Origin of the sequence: Phocaeicola massiliensis B84634 = Timone 84634 = DSM 17679 = JCM 13223 (assembly GCF_000382445.1) — a bacterium.
In the GTDB taxonomy this organism is placed as follows: domain Bacteria; phylum Bacteroidota; class Bacteroidia; order Bacteroidales; family Bacteroidaceae; genus Phocaeicola; species Phocaeicola massiliensis.
In genome coordinates this window covers 613,101-631,881 of the sequence record NZ_KB905473.1, presented here as the reverse complement: position 1 = coordinate 631,881, position 18,781 = coordinate 613,101, and the positions used below count along the sequence as shown (strand labels likewise).

The window sequence follows — 18,781 nt, the reverse complement described above, 5'->3', positions numbered from 1 at the left end:
AGCACGGAAAAATGGCAATAAGAATGGCATATGAAGTGATCATGCCCTATCATCTTCATATGCCATCTTATTTTTTAGAGACATTTACTGAATATCCCCATGAAACTCCCATTGTTCCCACGAATTTACATCTTTTTGAAAGACATTTCAATATGAACTGCTTTGTGACAAAGTTCCGGTAGCCTTTAAATATTCCACATAATTCAAATACAGACGGAAATGAGCATCCACTTGTACACTATAAGCCTGTTGCCATAAAGTTTGAGCTTCAAGATAATCCGATAAAGTTTCTAAACCCACCTCATACTGCTTCTTACTCACCCTCATATTCTCTTCTGCCTGTTGCAAAGAACGGTCGGAAAGTTCACTTTCTAAGCGAGCCTCATCCAAATTGTTAGCAGCCAAAGTCAATTCCAACAGCATTTTCTCATTCATATCAGCCTGCTCCAAACGAGTCTGTTCCAACTTAGCTTTGGCGGCATGCACTTTGTTGATACGCTCTCCAAAGTGAAAAAGAGGAACGCTGACATTCAATAAGACTGAAAATCCTCCTTTATACAAAAATGTTTCATCATTTACTTCCAAACCATGAATATAATTATATGAGCCTTTAACACCAACCTTAGGCAACAGTTCGCTACGATTCAATTTCACTTGCTGTTTTGCCATAGCTACTTGTTTATTTAAAATGCCATATTCAGGACGAGCCGTAATATCCGATACCTGCATCATTATATTCTCTTTCACTTCAGGATAGTCTCCCGACACCTGTATATCTGCAATTAAAGGTTTACCAATAAAATGACACAAATTCATTGTTGCCAAGCGCAATGCGTTCTCTGCTTTGCGCATATTGAGTTCACTTTCATTCAATTTTACCTGCACTTTCAGCACGTCATTCTGAGGCTTTAACCCATGACGATATGCACTTTCCACATTCTTATGCAACTCAACCAGCACAGTATGATACCTATCGGCCACATTCTTCATTTCCCTAGCTTTAACTACTTGGGCATATGCCTTATCGGTATTCAAAATAACTGTGGTAGCCGTCAGGGTTTCATTCATTTGCGCCATCTCCTTGCCCAATACAGACATTTTATAAGCCGCCGTAATTTTTCCACCCATATAGAGAGGTTGTTCAACTTCCACTCCTCCCATATAAATAAGCCCGATTTTATACTTTAAATCAATTCCCGGGAAATAAGAGAAACCGCCATTGGGCAGAAATTGACCGGATGAATTAGGCATAAACACCGGCAGATTTCCTCCTTCTATACCATAATGTCCACTGGCACTGCTATAAATACCGGTCCCACTCGCCGTAAAATTCGGAAAGAAATTTCCTTTATAACTTTTAGCCATATATCGCGCGCTTTCTGTCTGCCGGACAGAAGCTGCCATTTCTTTATTATATTGAAGAGCCATCTCACGACATTGCTTCAAGCTCAACACCTCTTGAGAAAATAAAGCTGATGAGCAAAATAAAGCACCAATCAAAATAGATATCTTTTTCATTTGTCAGTCTGTTTTATATGAAAAAATAATGCATAAAGAACAGGTATAAACAGTAATGTTATGAGTGTACCAAACAGTAATCCTCCCATGATGGCGGCTGCCAATGAACCAAACATGGCATCTGTCAGCAAAGGAATCATACCTAAGATGGTAGTCAGAGAAGCCATCATCACAGGACGTAAACGACTTTGCGAACTATCGATTAATGCTGCTGTCGGTTCAACTCCCCGGTTTATCTGCAACGTTATTTCATCCATCAACACAATACCATTTTTAATCAACATACCTATCAATCCCAGCGTCCCCACTATCGCAACAAAATTGAAAGTCTTTCCAGTGAGCAGCATGACTGCCACCACTCCCACAAAGACAAGAGGAATACAACAGAAAATAATAATCGGTTTGCGATAATCTTTAAACAACATAATCAGGATAGCAATCATCAGGATAATAGCCAATGGAAAATTCTTGAATAAATATTTCATAGAATCCGTACTGGCTATTTTTTCTCCTTGCCAACACAATGTATAACCTTCGGGCAAAGGAATATTTTCTATCTGCGAAGCAACAGCCAAACGTGCTTGTTCCGTTTCAAGTCCCGGAGCCGGTGAGCACTGCACACGCTGGCTTCTCTGTCCGTTATAACGCGGAACCACCGGGTCTTCCCACCTTACGTCCACTCCTTTACTAATTTGTTTCAATGGAGTGCTGCCCATAATACCTTCCACTAGTTCTTCTTTTGACAGTGAACCCGATTTCAACTTTACCATCATTTCTTCATTCAGCAGACCATTGAGTGACGGTATAGAAGAAAACACCTGTGTATTACCTAAATCTTCTATCGGATTCCCTTCTTCATTCAAACATTTCAAATAGATTGTATTGGCATGAATTCCCTCATAAAATGAACCGATGGGAATTCCTCCGGTAGCTGTCAGTAAAGAGAGACTGACATCGTTGCGGCTCAACCCCAAAGCACGTGCGGCCGGCTGGTCATATTCTATTGTCAACACCGGAACCTGCGGCTCCCAATCTGTCGTCACAAGGCGTACCTCAGGAGTATTTTCCATAATATGACGTGCACTGTCTGCCAAACGGTGCAACACCGCCGGGTCGGGTCCCATAAACTGTGCCTCAATAGGATACTTCTTGAACATCAGGTTATAACGCTTTAAATTGACATACGCATCAGGATATGCCTGCGACAGATAAGACTGAATCTCGTCCATATTATCCACCAATTCTTCCGGTGAAGTAAAGTCTATAATCAGTTCCCCATAAGAAAGAGAAGGATTAGCAATACTCCGCACCAAATTATAACGTCCGGGAGTTCCGCCAACAGAAGTCGTAACATGGGTTATTTCCTTCCTGCTCTTCAAATACGTTTCTATTTCCCGCAAATCATGGACAACTCGCGTCGAATTAGTCCCTTCAGGCAATTTATACTCCATATAAAGCTGATTGTAGACCATATCGGGGAAGAATCCTTGTTTCATATAACCATATCCCCAAAGAGAGAGCCCCAATAGACCAACCATGGCAAATACAAAGCTCCAGCGATGAGACAAGCCAAAGTAAAGAGCAGCTCTCAGATAAGCATAAACACGCCCTTTATACACACGGGCATTCGTTTCTCCTGTTGTCATTTCACTCTTCAGTCTCCTGTTTGCCATCAGAGGAACATGAATTAACGCCAATACCCAACTCAACAATAGCGATACCGCCAATACGATAAAGAGATCGCGCGTATAGACTCCTGCTGTATCCGGTGACATATAAATAGGCAGGAAAGCAATGATGGCAATCAGAGTGGCCCCCAATAACGGCATCGCCGTTTGTCTTCCGATGGCTGTCATCGCCTCCATACGAGGTTTACCTGCCTTCAGATCGACCAAGATACCATCGATAATTACAATGGCATTATCTACCAGCATCCCCATTGCCAGCACAAATGCCGCCAAGGACACACGCTGCATCGTGCCGCCGGCAAACAGCAAGAACAGAAATGAACCAAATACCGTTACCACCAGGCTGATTCCAATGATAACCCCACTCTTGAAGCCCATTGCCAACATCAGAATGAGTACAACTATAATCACAGACTCTATTAAGTTGATAACAAATGTACCCAACGAATCACCCACACGCTCCGGCTGATAAAACACTTTATGACACTCCACTCCTGCCGGTAAGCGGCTTCCTTTCAAATCGTCAAGCTTCTTTGCCACCGCACTGCCTACCTTGATGATATCCGTACCGCTGGAAGCAGCTACCAACAGTCCCAAAGCCTGCTCACCATCATAAAACAATTCATTACGTGTGGGATTCTCATAACTCTTTTCTATTCGCGCTATATCACGCAAACGTAACTGATCATCATCGTGTCCCTGAATAAGCATTTTTCCGATATCATCTACCGTCTTAAACTTATCGTTGACCGTTACACGAATACGATTATCTCCATTCTCATAATACCCCGTATAAGTCGTTTTGTTCTGCCCGTTCAATGTGGCAAGCACTTCGGCAGGCTTCACTCCCAAATTTGCCATCCGGTCTTGCAACAAAGAGATATTGATACATTCCGGTCTTGTGCCGTAGAGTTCTACCCTGTCCACCCCCTCAAGGTCACTAACTTCCCTCTTGATAAGTTCGGCATAATCAGACAACTCCCTATCCGTCAACCCATCTCCGGTCAAAGCATAAAACATGCCATATACATTGCCAAAGTCATCTTTCACCATTGGTGCGCTTGCCCCCGGAGGAAGCGAAGCACAGGCATCTCCCACTTTGCGACGCAACATATCCCAACATTGCTCCACATCCTCATCCTTCACCGTGCTCAACAATTCTATCTGAATAATAGATAAGTCATTATAAGAATAACTCTCCACATTATCTATATTACCCATGGTACGGATATTTTTCTCCAACACATCCGTTACTTCCAACTCCACCTGATGCGCCGATGCTCCCGGATAAGTGGTAACCACCATCGCCAATTTCACTTTAACCTCCGGGTCTTCCAGCTTACTCATCTCATAGCAGGAATAAACACCTCCCAAAAGAAGGACAGCCACCAAGAAATAAACCAGATTACGGTTTTGAAATGCCCACTTACTAATATCCATTATAACAGCCCTCCTACATTAGTTGATGTAATAGGCGGCAACGGTTTCACCACCTCGCCATCCTCTATATGATGCACTCCCGATGACACGACAAGTTCTCCCGGCTGCAATGCATCCGAAGTTATCACACTGCGTCCATTGGTCAGCAGTCTGAGTACAGTCACTTCACAACTTCTCACCGTTCCTTTCGACGGGTCATAAACAAAGACTGCTGCCTTTCCATTCTTTTGCAAAACAGCCCCGCTTGACACTGACAGAGAATGCATATCACCTGCACTGCAAAAAACAGTAACCATAGTATTCATTCCCGGGGACGGAGAAGGCTTACCATCCTGCACTATTCTCAATCTCATAGAATATAACTGATTGGCATTTGCCTTGGGCGTGATACTGATACATTCCAACGGATAAAACTTGCCCGGATAAATATCAAATGTAGCATGATAACGGGTAAACTGTGTACGACGAATATATTCTGCTGCCGGCAGATTTATTTCCACTTCCGGTGCTCCTTGGCTGATCATCGAAATAACCGGCATCCCCGCCCCCACCGTTTCATGTTCATCAAACAAATGCTTTTGTACGAATCCGTCAAACGGAGCATAGAGATTAGTATATTCCAACTGATCCTTGTGGTGTTGATACTTGGCAGTTATCTGCTTCAGCCCATACACAGCCTTGTCATTGGCATTGGGAGTCGTTCCATTATCCTTATAAAGAGCCATCACACGTTCTGCCTCAGCCTTAACCTGCTGATATTCGGCCTCGGTAGCTTCCAGCTGAATCCGATAATCGGTAGGATCAAGTTGTGCCAACAACTGACCTTTCCTTACCCGGGCTCCGTCTTCCACACAAATTTTGCCTATCGTTCCGCTTACTCTGAAAGACAGATTAACGTCCTGAGCAGCTTTTACCTTCCCCGGAAACTGCAAAGGAGTTTGCCCTTCGACAGAAAAAACTGTGTCTATTTTTACTGTCTGCATTCTTCTAGTCTCTTTGCTATTATGACTGCAAGAAGCCGACATTACCATAAACGCACCTAAAATAATACAACAAAATAATTTCATAGATTTAAGTTTTAGTGTTTTCCTGCAAATGTACTCTACTTAAATGAAGTAACAAAGGTCTATATACCAAATTAACTGTTCTATTTATCAATTTCTTCTATAAATTAATACAGAACAGAAAGAAAGTTTTTCCGATTTACCTGTTCTATTTTACGCTTTTAAATATAAATAATACCGATAACTTGGTCATCTTTAGAATAATAAATACCTTTGCGACCCTAATTTTAAAAGCAATGAAAATCGATATAACTAGACATACTCATCTAACCATTCTTTTCATACTGTTCCTTTCCATTTGCAGAACTACCCTTGCACAAGAAGCAAACAGCGATTCTATCGTAATCAGCTATCTGCAAGAATCAGGCATCCCCATCACCCAAAACAATCGCCTGAAACTGTTAAAAAGCGGACATACCAAATTTATCGACCTCTTTGAAGAAATAAGAAAAGCCAAGCATCACATTCATTTGGAATACTTTAACTTCCGTAATGACTCAATTGCTAATGCCCTGTTCGATTTATTAGGCGAAAAGGTAAAAGAAGGAGTGGAGGTACGAGCCATGTTCGATGCATTTGGCAACCTCTCAAACAACAAGCCTCTGAAAAAAGAGCATCTGAAAGCCATACGCAAAAAAGGAATTGAAATAGTGAAGTTTGATCCTTTTAAATTTCCGTATATTAACCATGCCCTGCATCGTGACCATCGCAAAATAGTGGTAATAGACGGCAAAGTGGGCTATACCGGAGGAATGAATATAGCCAATTATTACATTAAAGGTCTGCCTGAAATAGGTGATTGGAGAGATATGCATGTCCGCATCGAAGGTGATGCCGTAAACAATCTTCAGGATATCTTCCTTACAATGTGGAATAAAAGCACCAAACAGCATATCGGAGGAGCAATGTACTACCCTTTGCTCAATGATTCCATTGATACCGGTGGCAAGACGGTAGCAATAGTCGACCGAGTACCGCGGAAAAGCCCCAAAATAATGCGCCGTATGTATGTTAAGTCATTAGACGCCGCACAACATAAAGTGCAGATTGTAAATCCCTATTTCACACCTACCCACAGTATAAAGAAAGCTATCAGACGAGCATTGAAACGTGGAGTAGAGGTGGAAATAATGATTCCCGGCAAATCAGACATCCCCTTTACCCCTGATGCAGCTTTTTACACTTCAAACAAACTCAGAAAAAAAGGAGCTGAAATCTATATCTATAACGGAGGGTTCCATCATTCTAAAATCATGATGGTAGATAGTTTGTTTTGTACCGTGGGCAGCACAAATTTAAATAGCCGGAGTTTGCGTTACGATTACGAAGTAAATGCCTTTATCTTTGACAAAGAAACAACCCACGAATTGAGCAGTATGTTTGAAGATGACAAGAAAGACAGCACATTGCTCACCAAGGAAGAATACAAAAAGCGTTCCGCATGGAAACGCTTTGTTGGCTGGTTCGCCAATATGTTTACACCCTTCCTTTAAATAAACAGTTTTTTACTTTGGCAAAAAACACGGTTTTACATCAATGAAAGTTTTTTCCTGCCTTATGGTTTTCACCTTATTATAAGGCAGAGAAAAAATAAATCCTCTTTTCACCTCCTTAAACTACAATATTTTTCTTATTTTTGCCCCAATATGTAATTTTGCCGTAGAAGGCACAAGAGACGAGATATAAGAATGAGAGTAGTTGACTTAATAAAAAGCACCGATAAAACGGCGTTTTCTTTTGAGATATTGCCCCCTCTGAAAGGAACGGGCATTGAGAAGCTTTATAAGACGGTGGATACATTGCGTGAATTTGACCCTAAGTACATCAATATCACCACCCATCGCAGCGAATATGTATACAAGGACCTTGGAAATGGTCTTTACCAACGCGCACGTATGCGCCGCCGTCCCGGAACGGTTGCCGTAGCTGCCGCACTGCAAAACAAATACAATATAACAACTGTGCCACATATCCTATGCAGCGGATTTACCCGCGAGGATACGGAATATGTATTGCTGGACTTACAGTTCTTGGGCATTACCGACTTGTTGGTATTACGCGGTGACAAAGCCAAACACGAATCCGCATTTGTCCCCGAAGGAAACGGATACAGCCATGCATTGGAACTGGAAGGACAAATTAATGATTTCAATAAGGGACTATTCGTCGATGGTTCTCCCATCAAGGTGACAGGAACACCGTTCAGCTATGGAGTGGCCTGCTACCCTGAGAAACACGAAGAATCACCCAATATGGAACAAGATATTTATTGGCTAAAGAAAAAAGTGGAAGCCGGTGCGGAATATGCCGTGACACAAATGTTCTATGACAACCGTAAGTACTTTGAGTTTGTGGAAAGGGTGCATAAAGAAGGTATCAATGTACCTATCATACCGGGGATCAAACCTTTCGGCAAATTATCTCAATTGAGCATGATACCGAAAACATTCAAGATTGATCTTCCACAAGAATTGGCCTCAGAAGCCATGAAATGCAAAACCGATGAAGAAGCACGCGCCCTCGGAGTGGAATGGTGCATCCACCAATGCCGCGAATTGATAGCATACGGCGTGCCAAGTATCCACTTCTATACGGTGAGTGCCGTAGAAAGCGTAAAAGAAGTAGCAAAAGTAATATATTAAATATAGGCTGATGTTTTTTAAAGATGTAATAGGACAAGAAGAAGCAAAGCAACGGCTTATTGCCGAAGTGAAAGAGGGAAGAATCCCCCATGCCCAACTGATTTGCGGTCCCGAAGGTACTGGAAAGTTACCTTTGGCGATAGCATATGCCCGTTACATTTGTTGTGAAAACCGTGGAGAGCATGATGCTTGCGGCGTATGCCCCAGTTGCACCAAGTTCAACAAACTGGCACATCCCGATTTTCATTTCGTTTTCCCTGTCATCAAGAAAAAAGCCGGAAAGGATACAGTATGCGATGATTTCATATCGGAGTGGCGGCAATTTGTAATGAATAATCCTTATTTCAACCTTAACCATTGGTTAAAAGAGATGGGAGCTGAGAATCAGCAAGCGCAGATATTTGTCAAAGAAAGCGATGAGATTATGCGCAAACTCAGTTTGAAATCCAGTCAGGGAGGTTATAAAGTAATGATTATCTGGCTGCCCGAAAAAATGAACGTAGAATGCAGTAATAAGCTACTTAAACTATTAGAAGAACCGCCGGTACAAACCGTTTTCCTTCTTGTATCGGAAGAACCGGATGCACTCTTGCAAACAATTCAAAGCCGTACCCAACGATTCAACATTCATGGAATTGATGAAGCAGAAATAGCACAAGTGCTGCAAAGCAAATACGGATTGCAAGCGCAAGATGCCAATGATATTGCCCACCGCTCTGAAGGTAATTTTTTGAAAGCACTGGAAACCATTCATCTGAGTGAAGAGAACAAACTGTTTTTCGAACTATTTGTCAGTTTGATGCGTCTGTCCTACCAGCGCAAGATACGCGATATGAAACGATGGAGCGAAGGAGTGGCAAGCATGGGACGCGAACGACAAAAAAACTTCCTTACTTATTGCCAGCGCATGATACGTGAAAATTTCATATTCAATTTTCACCGACGAGACCTGGTATATATGAGCAATGAAGAACAAAACTTTTCTACTCGTTTCGCTCCGTTTGTCAACGAACGAAACGTAATGGGAATAATGAATGAACTAAGTGAAGCACAGCAACATATAGAACAGAACGTAAATGCCAAGATGGTATTTTTTGATTTCTCGCTTAAAATGATTGTGCTGCTGGTGCAGAAATAACATATATATAACAACACTATGAATAATGAGTTTAAATTAAAGAACGGAAGCGGCTGTTTGTATTGCAAAGGCTGCGGACGACAGGATAAACAGCTGAATACTTACGACTGGCTGGCTGATATTCCCGGAAATGCCGAGGAACAGGAGATGGTTGAAGTTCAGTTCAAGAATACGCGCAAAGGATATTTCAAGAACAGCAACAAATTGAAGCTGGACAAAGGCGATATTGTTGCCGTGGAAGCAAGTCCCGGACATGATATCGGAGTAGTGACACTGACCGGACGACTCGTTCCACTGCAAATGCGCAAAGCAAACCTGAAACCGGATGTCGAAATTAAACGAATCTACCGCAAAGTAAAACCGGTAGATATGGAAAAGTATGAAGAAGCAAAAGCCAAAGAACATGATACGATGATTCGTTCACGCCAAATTGCGCTGAACCTGAATCTGAACATGAAGATTGGTGATGTGGAATATCAGGGGGACGGCAACAAAGCCATCTTCTACTATATTGCCGATGAACGCGTTGACTTCCGTCAGCTAATTAAAGTATTGGCAGAGACTTTCCGCGTGCGTATCGAGATGAAGCAGATCGGTGCACGGCAGGAGGCCGGACGCATCGGGGGAATCGGTCCCTGCGGTCGCGAACTGTGTTGTGCCACATGGATGACCAACTTTGTTTCTGTTTCTACCAGTGCGGCTCGCTATCAGGACATCTCACTCAACCCGCAGAAACTGGCAGGACAATGCGCCAAACTGAAATGCTGCCTCAACTATGAAGTGGACGCATACGTGGAAGCACAAAAACGACTCCCGAGTAAAGAAATCACATTGGAAACCGTCGACGGCACTTTCTACTTCTTCAAGGCTGATATACTAAAAGGTTCCATTACCTACTCCACCGACAAAAATTTCATGGCAAACATTGTGACAATCCCTGCACGACGAGCCTTTGAAATCATCAATATGAACAGACGTGGCGAAAAACCGGAAAACTTGCTGGAAACCATCAAGAAAAACGAACCGCAACAACCGGTTGATTTAGTGGAACAGGAAAGCCTAACCCGTTTTGACAAACGCAAAGGCAATAACAACAATCGTAAAAAGAAAAGAAAAGGAGAAACCAACGGCAATAACGAAGGTACTACCAACGGTAACAAGCCTCAACAGCTCAAAGATAACCAGCCGAAAGGCGAAGGACGTCCACCCAAAGGGGAAAACAGAGCTCCCAAAGGGGAAAACAGAGCTTCGAAAGGAGAAGGTCGCCCACCCAAAGGGGAAGGAAGACCTCCACGCGAAAATAAAGAAAACAGAGCAGAGGGAAAACGCAACCGTGAAGACGGCCGCGAGCGCAACCGTAACCGGCGTCCAGGCAATGGCGAGAACACCGCTTCTGCCAACAATAAAAATGGAAATAATAACGGTAACAATGCCCAAACAACTCAGAACAACAATTCCAAGCCACAAGCTCCTGTGGCTGATAAAGAATAAAATAGCTTGCCTGCCGATAATATATTTACTATTGACAGCATGTCACAGTAATACGGTTTATCACTCTTATCAATCCATCCCTACAACGGGATGGAGTAAGAGTGATACTCTTGTTTATACCCTTCCGGCTTCAATACCTGCGGGAACGTATGAAATGACTATCGGCATCAGGCATCAGGAAAGCTATCCGTATCGTGATTTATGGATGAATATCAGCACAAATGTAAAAGACACATCCACCTATACCACAGATACACTGCAATTGTTCCTTGCCGATAAAACAGGAAACTGGAACGGAAATGGTCCCGGCGGACTATATCAATTTACCAAGCTCTATACACCCTCTTTTACAATCGCCCAAGACAGTGCTTCCAGAAATATCCGCATCGTTCATATCATGACAGACAATCCACTGAAAGGAATCAGTGATGTCGGAATCCGTTTGGAAAAACCTTAATGACTTCCTCGTGCCGAATCAATGCGCAAAAATACAAAAAGCAGGATGGTAAAACCCCATAAAGAAGAGCCTCCATAACTGAAGAAAGGCAATGGAATACCGATTACCGGCGTTAATCCGAGTACCATTCCTATATTGATAAAGAGATGAAACAGGAAGATGCTCAGCACCGAGTAACCATATACACGTCCAAAGCGTGTGTGTTGTCTTTCGGCAATAACTATCAACCTTAAAATCAGAGTCATAAACAGCAGTAACACAATAGCAGAACCCAGGAAACCTTCCTCCTCACCCACCGTACAGAAAATAAAATCCGTATCCTGTTCGGGAACATATTTCAACTTCGTCTGCGTCCCATTCAGGAACCCCTTTCCCAACAGTCCTCCCGAACCGATTGCAATCTTGCTTTGATTCACATTATACCCGGCCCCTGCCAAGTCCTCCTCCATTCCCAGTACCACTTTTATACGTACTTGTTGATGAGGTTCAAGCACATTTTCAAATACATAGTCGGCAGAAAAAAGGAAACCCACAGAGCCAATAGCAAACAGAGCAATATAAAAATAATCACGCATACGCTCGCGCATGGAAAGGAATATGAGATAAAAAACCAATGCCACACACAGTCCGTACTGAAACCACGTAATATCGAAAGGAATCACATAATAAGAAAAGAGCAACGCCAGTAAGGTCCCTCCAGAACCGAAACCGAGAATATACCACACCACCGGCTTCTTCTTACAATAAGAATTAACCAACAAGGCAGACAGTATCGTTATCAACAGCAAGACCGAAAATTCCCCGACCGATGTACAGTCATCTGCCATCATCTCCTGACTAAAACGAATGCCAACCACAAAATAAACCACAGCACAAATCCCGGCAAACAGAATGGAGCCGGGCATTCCTTCCCTGTACAGCATGAAGAAAAAAGCCAGATAGACCAATGCAGAACCTGTTTCACGCTGTAATATAATAAGCAACATGGGCAGTAATATCATCCCCGTTACCGGAAGAGAATACTTCAGCTTACTCATGGTGAATCCATAAACATTCATAAATTTAGCCAAAGCCAAAGCCGTAGCAAACTTGGCAAACTCAGCCGGCTGCAAACTGACAGGTCCAAACTTAATCCATGAATAAGAACCTTTCGTATCCTCGGCCAAAAAAGGAGTGACAAGCAATAGCAACATCATTGCCCCATAAAAAATATAGGCAAACATATCATAAAGCTTATCTTCGAGCATCAACAAAATAAATCCCAACCCCAATGAACAGGAAATCCACACCAACTGCTTACCGGCACGTGTATCGAAACTGAAGAAATCTATTTCACCGTAGTCATAACTGGCCCCGCATACACTGAACCAGCCGAAGATAACCAATGCTAAATAGATGCAAATAGTTATCCAGTCTATCGACTTCAACATATTATCGCTCGTGTATGCCATAATCTATCCTCCTGTTTTGTATATCATTAGCTTTCACCTCACTGTCAGGAGACAATTCTCCTTTCAAATACTGTTCCATCATCAGTGCTCCGATAGGCACCCCATATACCGCACCAAATCCTCCATTCTCCACATAAACTGCAATAGCTATCTTCGGATTATTCATCGGAGCAAACCCCATAAAAGCAGAATGGTCTTTACCTCTATTCTGTGCCGTACCGGTTTTACCACAAACTTCTATACCGGGAATATTGGCTCCCCGGCATGTACCACCCAATACAGCTGCACGCATCCCCTGCACCACCGTTTCATAATGCCGGCTACTCACCTTCGTATAATGTTTCGTACTATACAGAGTATCCAACGGCTCATCTTCCACTTCTTTTACCACATGGGGAGTAACATAATAACCACGATTGGCTATTGTCGCTCCCAAATTGGCAATCTGTAACGGAGTCAATGTCACCTCTCCCTGTCCGATGGCAATACTGATAATAGTCAAACCGTTCCAAGAGCCCCGATAATTCTTGTCATAATACTCTGCATTCGGAATCATTCCCCGCTTCTCTCCCGGAAGATCTACACCCAACGGATATCCAAACCCCATCGAAACCATATAGTCACGCCAGGTAGACATCGCATTCTGTACCGAACCGTATTTTTTCTTGGCTCCTATCATGTGATACAGTCCCCAGCAAAAATAAGCATTACATGAAGTAGCAATAGCCGGAACCAATGCCAGAGGAGAGCCATGGGCATGACAACCTACACGAAGGCCTGCGTGTACAAATCCATGATAACAGGAATAAGGCGTCTCGGGCACAATAATACCTTCCTCAAGAAAAGTAAGGGCTTGTGATGTCTTAAAGGTAGACCCCGGCGGAAACTGTCCCATAATAGCACGGTTCAACAAAGGTTTCCAACTATCGCGTGCCAAATCCAAGTGATTCTTTCCCCGTTGGCGTCCCACCATCAGCCTAGGGTCGAAAGTAGGTGAAGATACCATACATAATATCTCTCCTGTTTCGGGTTCGATAGCAACAATACTTCCTATTTTCCCTTCCAAGAGTCGTTCTCCAAGCATTTGAAGCTCAACATCAATCCCCAATTTCAAATTCTTGCCCGGTACAGGAGTCTTGTCATATTTTCCGTCCATATAGCGTCCCTGAATACGCCCGCGAGCATCACGGAGCAATATTTCCACTCCTTTTTCTCCACGCAATTGTTTCTCATAAGAGCGCTCCACCCCCTGTTTACCGATAAAATCTCCACGCACATAATAATCATCCGCCTCTATATCCCGTTTGGAAACTTCGGCAATATCACCTAAAACATGAGCAGCTGAATTATAATTATACTGTCGGATGGTACGTCTCTGGATATAAAATCCGGGGAATTTAAACAGTTTCTCCTGAAACACTCCACATTCTTCGGCAGAAAGCTGGGTCATAAAGACCTGATGAGTATAAGGAGAATAACCCGGATTAGAGCGGCGATCTTTCATTTCACGAATACGCCTTTTAAAGTATTCCGGAGTAATATTCAACGTCCGGCACAAATCAAGTGTATCAAGATTTACCACCTCTTTCATCACCATAGTGACATCGTATGCCGGTTGGTTGTAAACCAATAATTTCCCATTACGGTCATACATCACACCACGACTGGGATATTGTGTCTTATTCAGAAAAGCGTTGCTGTCTGCATTCTTTTTATAGTCTTCGCTCATAATCTGCAAGGTAAAAAGACGTATCAGGTAAATCAGTACAATAACAACAACCGATCCACCAATCACATATTTCCGCTTCTCCAGATTATAATCTCTTTCCACTTATTTCTTCCTCCTTATTGCCTCGGCACATAATATACAAACAATTGTAATGGAGGCATCTGTCAATATTTTCAATAATAATACAGGCAGATTAAAAAACGAGAAAGTATCTATCACCATCAAAATGCTACAAAACAGGAATGTACACAACAGAATATACCGAAAGTAAGGAGAAATCCCCATACTCTTGATGCCCGGCTCAAAGTCTTCGGCACTGTCGCGTAACGTCACCAGCCTGAGGATAGGCTCACGCATAAAAGCCAATAACGTAGCGGCGGCGGCGTTCATTCCGGGAGTATTACTGAAAATATCAACTGTCAATCCGAGTAAAAACGACCACACCATCAATGTGTTACGACTTACACCCGAATTATACTTCAGAATAAAATAAATAAAAAAGAAAGGAGTGGCATATCCATTCATATGCATACGATTTAATACCAGCACTTGCAACAGTACCAGCCCGATAAACCACTCTATTCTTTGCAGATAAGTAATCATCAGTCTACTCTACTTATTCGTTTTAACCTGTTTTTCTAATTCCAGCTGTTCCTCTTGCCCTTTCTCCGCAATAACGCGAACATCATTCAGACGAGCAAAATCTGTAAAGAGCTTGACTCTAAGCAAGTAAGACAGACCATCATGACTGTCGGCTATATCGTCTACTGTCCCTATCGGAATTCCTGAAGGAAATACGGCACTGTGTCCGCTTGTCACAATGGTATCTCCCAAAGAGAATAATGAATGACGAGGCATATCTTTTACGTAAGCATATTCAGACGAACCACCGTCCCATTTCAAGAAACCGAAATAATCACTCTTCTTTATTTTACAGCTGATACTGCTTTTAGAATTCAAAACGGGAATAACGATGGAATGATGAGAAGAAGTAAGATAAACAATACCTACCACACCACTTCCGTTCACTACCCCCATTTCACTGCGCACACCGTCTGCCGTACCTTTATTTATAGTAATATAATTATCGGCATGAGTAATGCTATTATTGATAACACTCGCCTTGAAGATGTCATACCCCTGCAAGGCTTCCTGTTTCATCTGCTCGATACCACTGCTGTCTCCCGTCGCTTCCGTCAAGGCTTCACGAAGGCGTTCCACTTGCAGTTCCAGTTCTACATTCTTTTGTACCAATTCATCATTGATGGTTTTCAAGTGAAAATATCCGGTGACATTATTGGCTGCGTCATACACCGCACCGGCAACCCGGTTGGCTGAGGTAAAGAATGCACTTCCCTGATAACTGTTGAAACGGAATAATAAAGCAAAACTGATTACCTCCAGTAAAACAAAGAGGAACCAGTAATTATACTTTAAAAAGAAATTCAGCAGATTTCTCATCTTTATTTCTTCATTAATATCTTATCGCATCAAGAATGAGAAACGGTCTACATTCTTCAGTGCAATACCTGTACCTTTGGCTACACTCAGCAAAGGATCTTCGGCTATATGGAACGGAATATTAATCTTATCGGTAAGACGCTTGTCCAAACCGCGTAACAAAGCACCGCCACCTGCCAGATAAATACCATTCAACACAATATCGGCATACAACTCGGGAGGAGTCTGCTCCAATGCGCTCAAGATAGCAGTTTCAATCTTGGCAATACTCTTTTCCAAACAATGTGCCACTTCCTGATAATTGACAGGTACTTCCATAGGGAGAGCAGTAATACGATTAGGACCACGAACAATATAATCTTCGGGAGCATCATCGCCTAAATCAGTCAATGCCGCACCTACATGGATTTTAATACGTTCTGCCATACGTTCACTCACCTTTACATTATGCTGACGACTCATATACTCCTGAATATCAGCCGTTAAATCGTCACCGGCAATACGAATCGAGTTATTCGACACGATACCGCCCAATGAAATAACGGCAATCTCGGTAGAACCACCACCTATATCGACAATCATATTTCCTTCGGGTGCTTCCACATCAATACCGATACCGATAGCAGCAGCCATAGGTTCAAAAATCAAATATACATCACGTCCGCCGGCATGTTCTGCACTATCGCGAACGGCACGGAGTTCAACTTCCGTACTGCCTGAAGGCACACCGATAACCATACGTAATGAAGGAGAGAAGAAACGATTACCCATGTTCACCTTCTTAATCAGCCCGCGCATCATCTGTTCGCAAGCATTAAAATCGGCAATCACACCGTCACGCAAAGGACGCACAGTACGAATATTCGGGTTCTCTTTCTCATACATCATTTTAGCCCGCTCGCCTACGGCAATCATCTTGTCAGTGCGACGGTCGAGTGCAACGACCGAAGGTTCGTCCACTACAATCTTTCCGTTATTCAATATGATGGTATTGGCAGTGCCAAGGTCCATCGCAATCTCTTGTGTAAAGGAGAATAATCCCATAATTTTTATTTAATTGACAGATATAATGAGAAGATGTGTCAAAGCCGGAATCGGTTATCTTCCTTTGACACACCCTCTCAAACTATTATATTAGTGTTTAAAATGACGGATACCGGTAGTAACCATGGCTACTCCATGCTCATTGCAATACTGGAACGTCAATTCATCTTTTACAGAGCCTCCCGGCTGGATAACAGCTTTCACACCTTCCTTATCAGCGATTTCCACACAGTCGGGGAAGGGGAAGAAAGCATCACTTGCCATCACTGCGCCATGCAGGTCAAATTCAAACGATTTGGCTTTCTCGATTGCCTGCTTCAGGGCATCCACACGTGAAGTCTGACCCACACCGCTTGCCAGCAATTGTTTGTTTTTAGCCAAAACGATAGCATTGCTCTTACTGTTCTTTACAATCTTGTTGGCAAACAACATATCTTCCACTTCGGCAGCCGTCGGAGCTTTCTCGCTTACTTGTTTCAAATCGGCAGCAGTTTCCACATCCAAGTCTCTCTCCTGAACCAACACCCCATTCAATAAAGAGCGGAACTGCTTCTTGGGCAACTTGGCTTCTTTACGCACCAAAATAATGCGGTTCTTCTTCTGCCCCAGAATTTCCAATGCATCCACATCATAATCAGGGGCTATGATAACCTCAAAAAAGAGTTTATTGATTTCTTCTGCTGTTTCCTTGTCGATAACCGCATTAGTAACCAATACACCACCGAAAGCAGAAACAGGATCACCTGCCAAGGCATCTTTCCATGCTTCAAGAACAGTAGGACGTGAAGCCAGGCCACAGGCATTATTATGTTTCAGAATAGCAAAAGTAATTTCATCAAATTCATCAATCAAATCAACGGCAGCATTGATATCCAACAAGTTGTTATAAGAAATTTCTTTTCCGTGGATTTGGTCAAACATCGCGTCCAAATTACCATAGAAATAACCTTTCTGATGCGGGTTTTCTCCATAACGAAGCTGCTTTTGATCTTCCATTGCACAACGGAAAGCAGAGCCTTCCCCACCGTCAAAGTAATTAAAGATAGCCGAATCATAATGAGATGAAACAGCAAATGCTTCTTTGGCAAACCAACGGCGCTCTTCTCTTGAAGTAGTGGCACCATGTTCCAGCAACATATCGCGGAACGGTTTGTATTGTGCCTGACTGGCAATAATAACCACATCATTGAAATTCTTTGCAGCAGCACGTATCAATGAGATACCGCCTATATCTATTTTTTCGATAATAGCCTGTTCTTCCGCACCGCTGGCTACAGTTGCCTCAAACGGATACAAATCTACGATGACCAAGTCTATTTCAGGAATTTCGTATTTCTCAATCTGTTGCATATCCTGTTCCAGACCGCGACGGCACAAAATACCTCCGAAAACCTTCGGATGCAGTGTCTTTACACGTCCGCCCAGAATAGAGGGGTAAGTAGTCAGGTCTTCTACCGCTTTGCACGGGAAACCCAATGATTCAATAAACTGTCGTGTTCCGCCTGTTGAGAGGAACTCTACTCCTTCTTCGTGTAGTTTGGTAATAATCTCATCCAAACCTTCCTTGTGATAAACCGATACCAATGCGGTTTTTATTCTCTTAGCCTCTGACATTTTTTATAGATTAAGTATTTGGGCTACAAAGGTATGAATTTTCA

14 protein-coding genes are annotated in these 18,781 nt (G+C 42.8%); 5 read left to right on the top strand and 9 right to left on the bottom strand.

Annotated elements, in window-relative coordinates; all coding sequences use genetic code 11:
• Positions 1-147: 147 nt before the first annotated feature.
• Genes HMPREF1534_RS03665 through HMPREF1534_RS03675 form a run of 3 tightly spaced genes read right to left on the bottom strand, consistent with a single transcriptional unit; the run spans position 148 to position 5,713 of the window.
• Positions 148-1,518, bottom strand: coding sequence for a TolC family protein (locus HMPREF1534_RS03665; protein WP_005943265.1), 1,371 nt, complete (start codon positions 1,516-1,518; stop codon positions 148-150).
• Positions 1,515-4,646 carry an efflux RND transporter permease subunit gene (locus HMPREF1534_RS03670; protein ID WP_005943263.1) on the bottom strand — a complete coding sequence of 1,044 codons (3,132 nt, stop codon included), beginning with the start codon at positions 4,644-4,646 and terminating at the stop codon, positions 1,515-1,517. The genes HMPREF1534_RS03665 and HMPREF1534_RS03670 overlap by 4 nt, the downstream gene beginning before the upstream one ends.
• A complete protein-coding gene (locus HMPREF1534_RS03675) occupies positions 4,646-5,713 on the bottom strand; it encodes an efflux RND transporter periplasmic adaptor subunit (protein WP_005943262.1) in 1,068 nt (355 codons plus the stop codon). Before HMPREF1534_RS03675 ends, HMPREF1534_RS03670 begins: the two co-directional genes overlap by 1 nt.
• Positions 5,714-5,946: 233 nt before the next feature.
• Here HMPREF1534_RS03675 and cls point away from each other — a divergent pair, with 233 nt between their 5' ends.
• From cls to HMPREF1534_RS03700, 5 genes are all read left to right on the top strand, one after another.
• Positions 5,947-7,203 (top strand): cardiolipin synthase, encoded by a 1,257-nt coding sequence (gene cls / locus HMPREF1534_RS03680; RefSeq protein ID WP_005943260.1) that lies wholly within the window; start codon positions 5,947-5,949, stop codon positions 7,201-7,203.
• A 195-nt stretch (positions 7,204-7,398) separates the two neighbouring features.
• Positions 7,399-8,352, top strand: coding sequence for a methylenetetrahydrofolate reductase [NAD(P)H] (metF, locus tag HMPREF1534_RS03685; protein ID WP_005943256.1), 954 nt, complete (start codon positions 7,399-7,401; stop codon positions 8,350-8,352).
• A gap of 10 nt (positions 8,353-8,362) precedes the next feature.
• A complete protein-coding gene (holB, locus tag HMPREF1534_RS03690; protein WP_005943253.1) occupies positions 8,363-9,490 on the top strand; it encodes a DNA polymerase III subunit delta' in 1,128 nt (375 codons plus the stop codon).
• Positions 9,491-9,508: 18 nt separating this feature from the next.
• The gene (locus HMPREF1534_RS03695; protein WP_005943250.1) at positions 9,509-10,981 is read left to right on the top strand and encodes a PSP1 domain-containing protein; all 1,473 of its coding nucleotides are present in this window, start codon (positions 9,509-9,511) and stop codon (positions 10,979-10,981) included.
• Positions 10,920-11,438 carry a gliding motility lipoprotein GldH gene (locus tag HMPREF1534_RS03700; protein ID WP_005943247.1) on the top strand — a complete coding sequence of 173 codons (519 nt, stop codon included), beginning with the start codon at positions 10,920-10,922 and terminating at the stop codon, positions 11,436-11,438. The genes HMPREF1534_RS03695 and HMPREF1534_RS03700 overlap by 62 nt, the downstream gene beginning before the upstream one ends.
• Here HMPREF1534_RS03700 and rodA read toward each other — a convergent pair.
• The 6 genes from rodA to purH all read right to left on the bottom strand — a co-directional run bounded on the left by rodA (position 11,435) and on the right by purH (position 18,737).
• The gene (gene rodA / locus HMPREF1534_RS03705) at positions 11,435-12,889 is read right to left on the bottom strand and encodes a rod shape-determining protein RodA (RefSeq protein ID WP_005943243.1); all 1,455 of its coding nucleotides are present in this window, start codon (positions 12,887-12,889) and stop codon (positions 11,435-11,437) included. The two genes, HMPREF1534_RS03700 and rodA, sit on opposite strands and share 4 nt — an antisense overlap.
• Positions 12,870-14,720, bottom strand: coding sequence for a penicillin-binding protein 2 (mrdA, locus tag HMPREF1534_RS03710; RefSeq protein WP_005943241.1), 1,851 nt, complete (start codon positions 14,718-14,720; stop codon positions 12,870-12,872). The genes rodA and mrdA overlap by 20 nt, the downstream gene beginning before the upstream one ends.
• The gene (gene mreD / locus HMPREF1534_RS03715; RefSeq protein WP_005943238.1) at positions 14,721-15,221 is read right to left on the bottom strand and encodes a rod shape-determining protein MreD; all 501 of its coding nucleotides are present in this window, start codon (positions 15,219-15,221) and stop codon (positions 14,721-14,723) included.
• A 9-nt stretch (positions 15,222-15,230) separates the two neighbouring features.
• Positions 15,231-16,079: a rod shape-determining protein MreC gene (gene mreC, locus HMPREF1534_RS03720; protein WP_005943235.1), complete on the bottom strand. Its 849-nt coding sequence runs from the start codon at positions 16,077-16,079 to the stop codon at positions 15,231-15,233.
• Positions 16,080-16,100: 21 nt separating this feature from the next.
• A complete protein-coding gene (locus HMPREF1534_RS03725) occupies positions 16,101-17,123 on the bottom strand; it encodes a rod shape-determining protein (RefSeq protein WP_005943232.1) in 1,023 nt (340 codons plus the stop codon).
• A 90-nt stretch (positions 17,124-17,213) separates the two neighbouring features.
• Positions 17,214-18,737, bottom strand: a complete 1,524-nt coding sequence (gene purH, locus HMPREF1534_RS03730; protein ID WP_005943230.1) for a bifunctional phosphoribosylaminoimidazolecarboxamide formyltransferase/IMP cyclohydrolase — start codon at positions 18,735-18,737, stop codon at positions 17,214-17,216.
• Between the last annotated feature and the right edge of the window lie 44 nt (positions 18,738-18,781).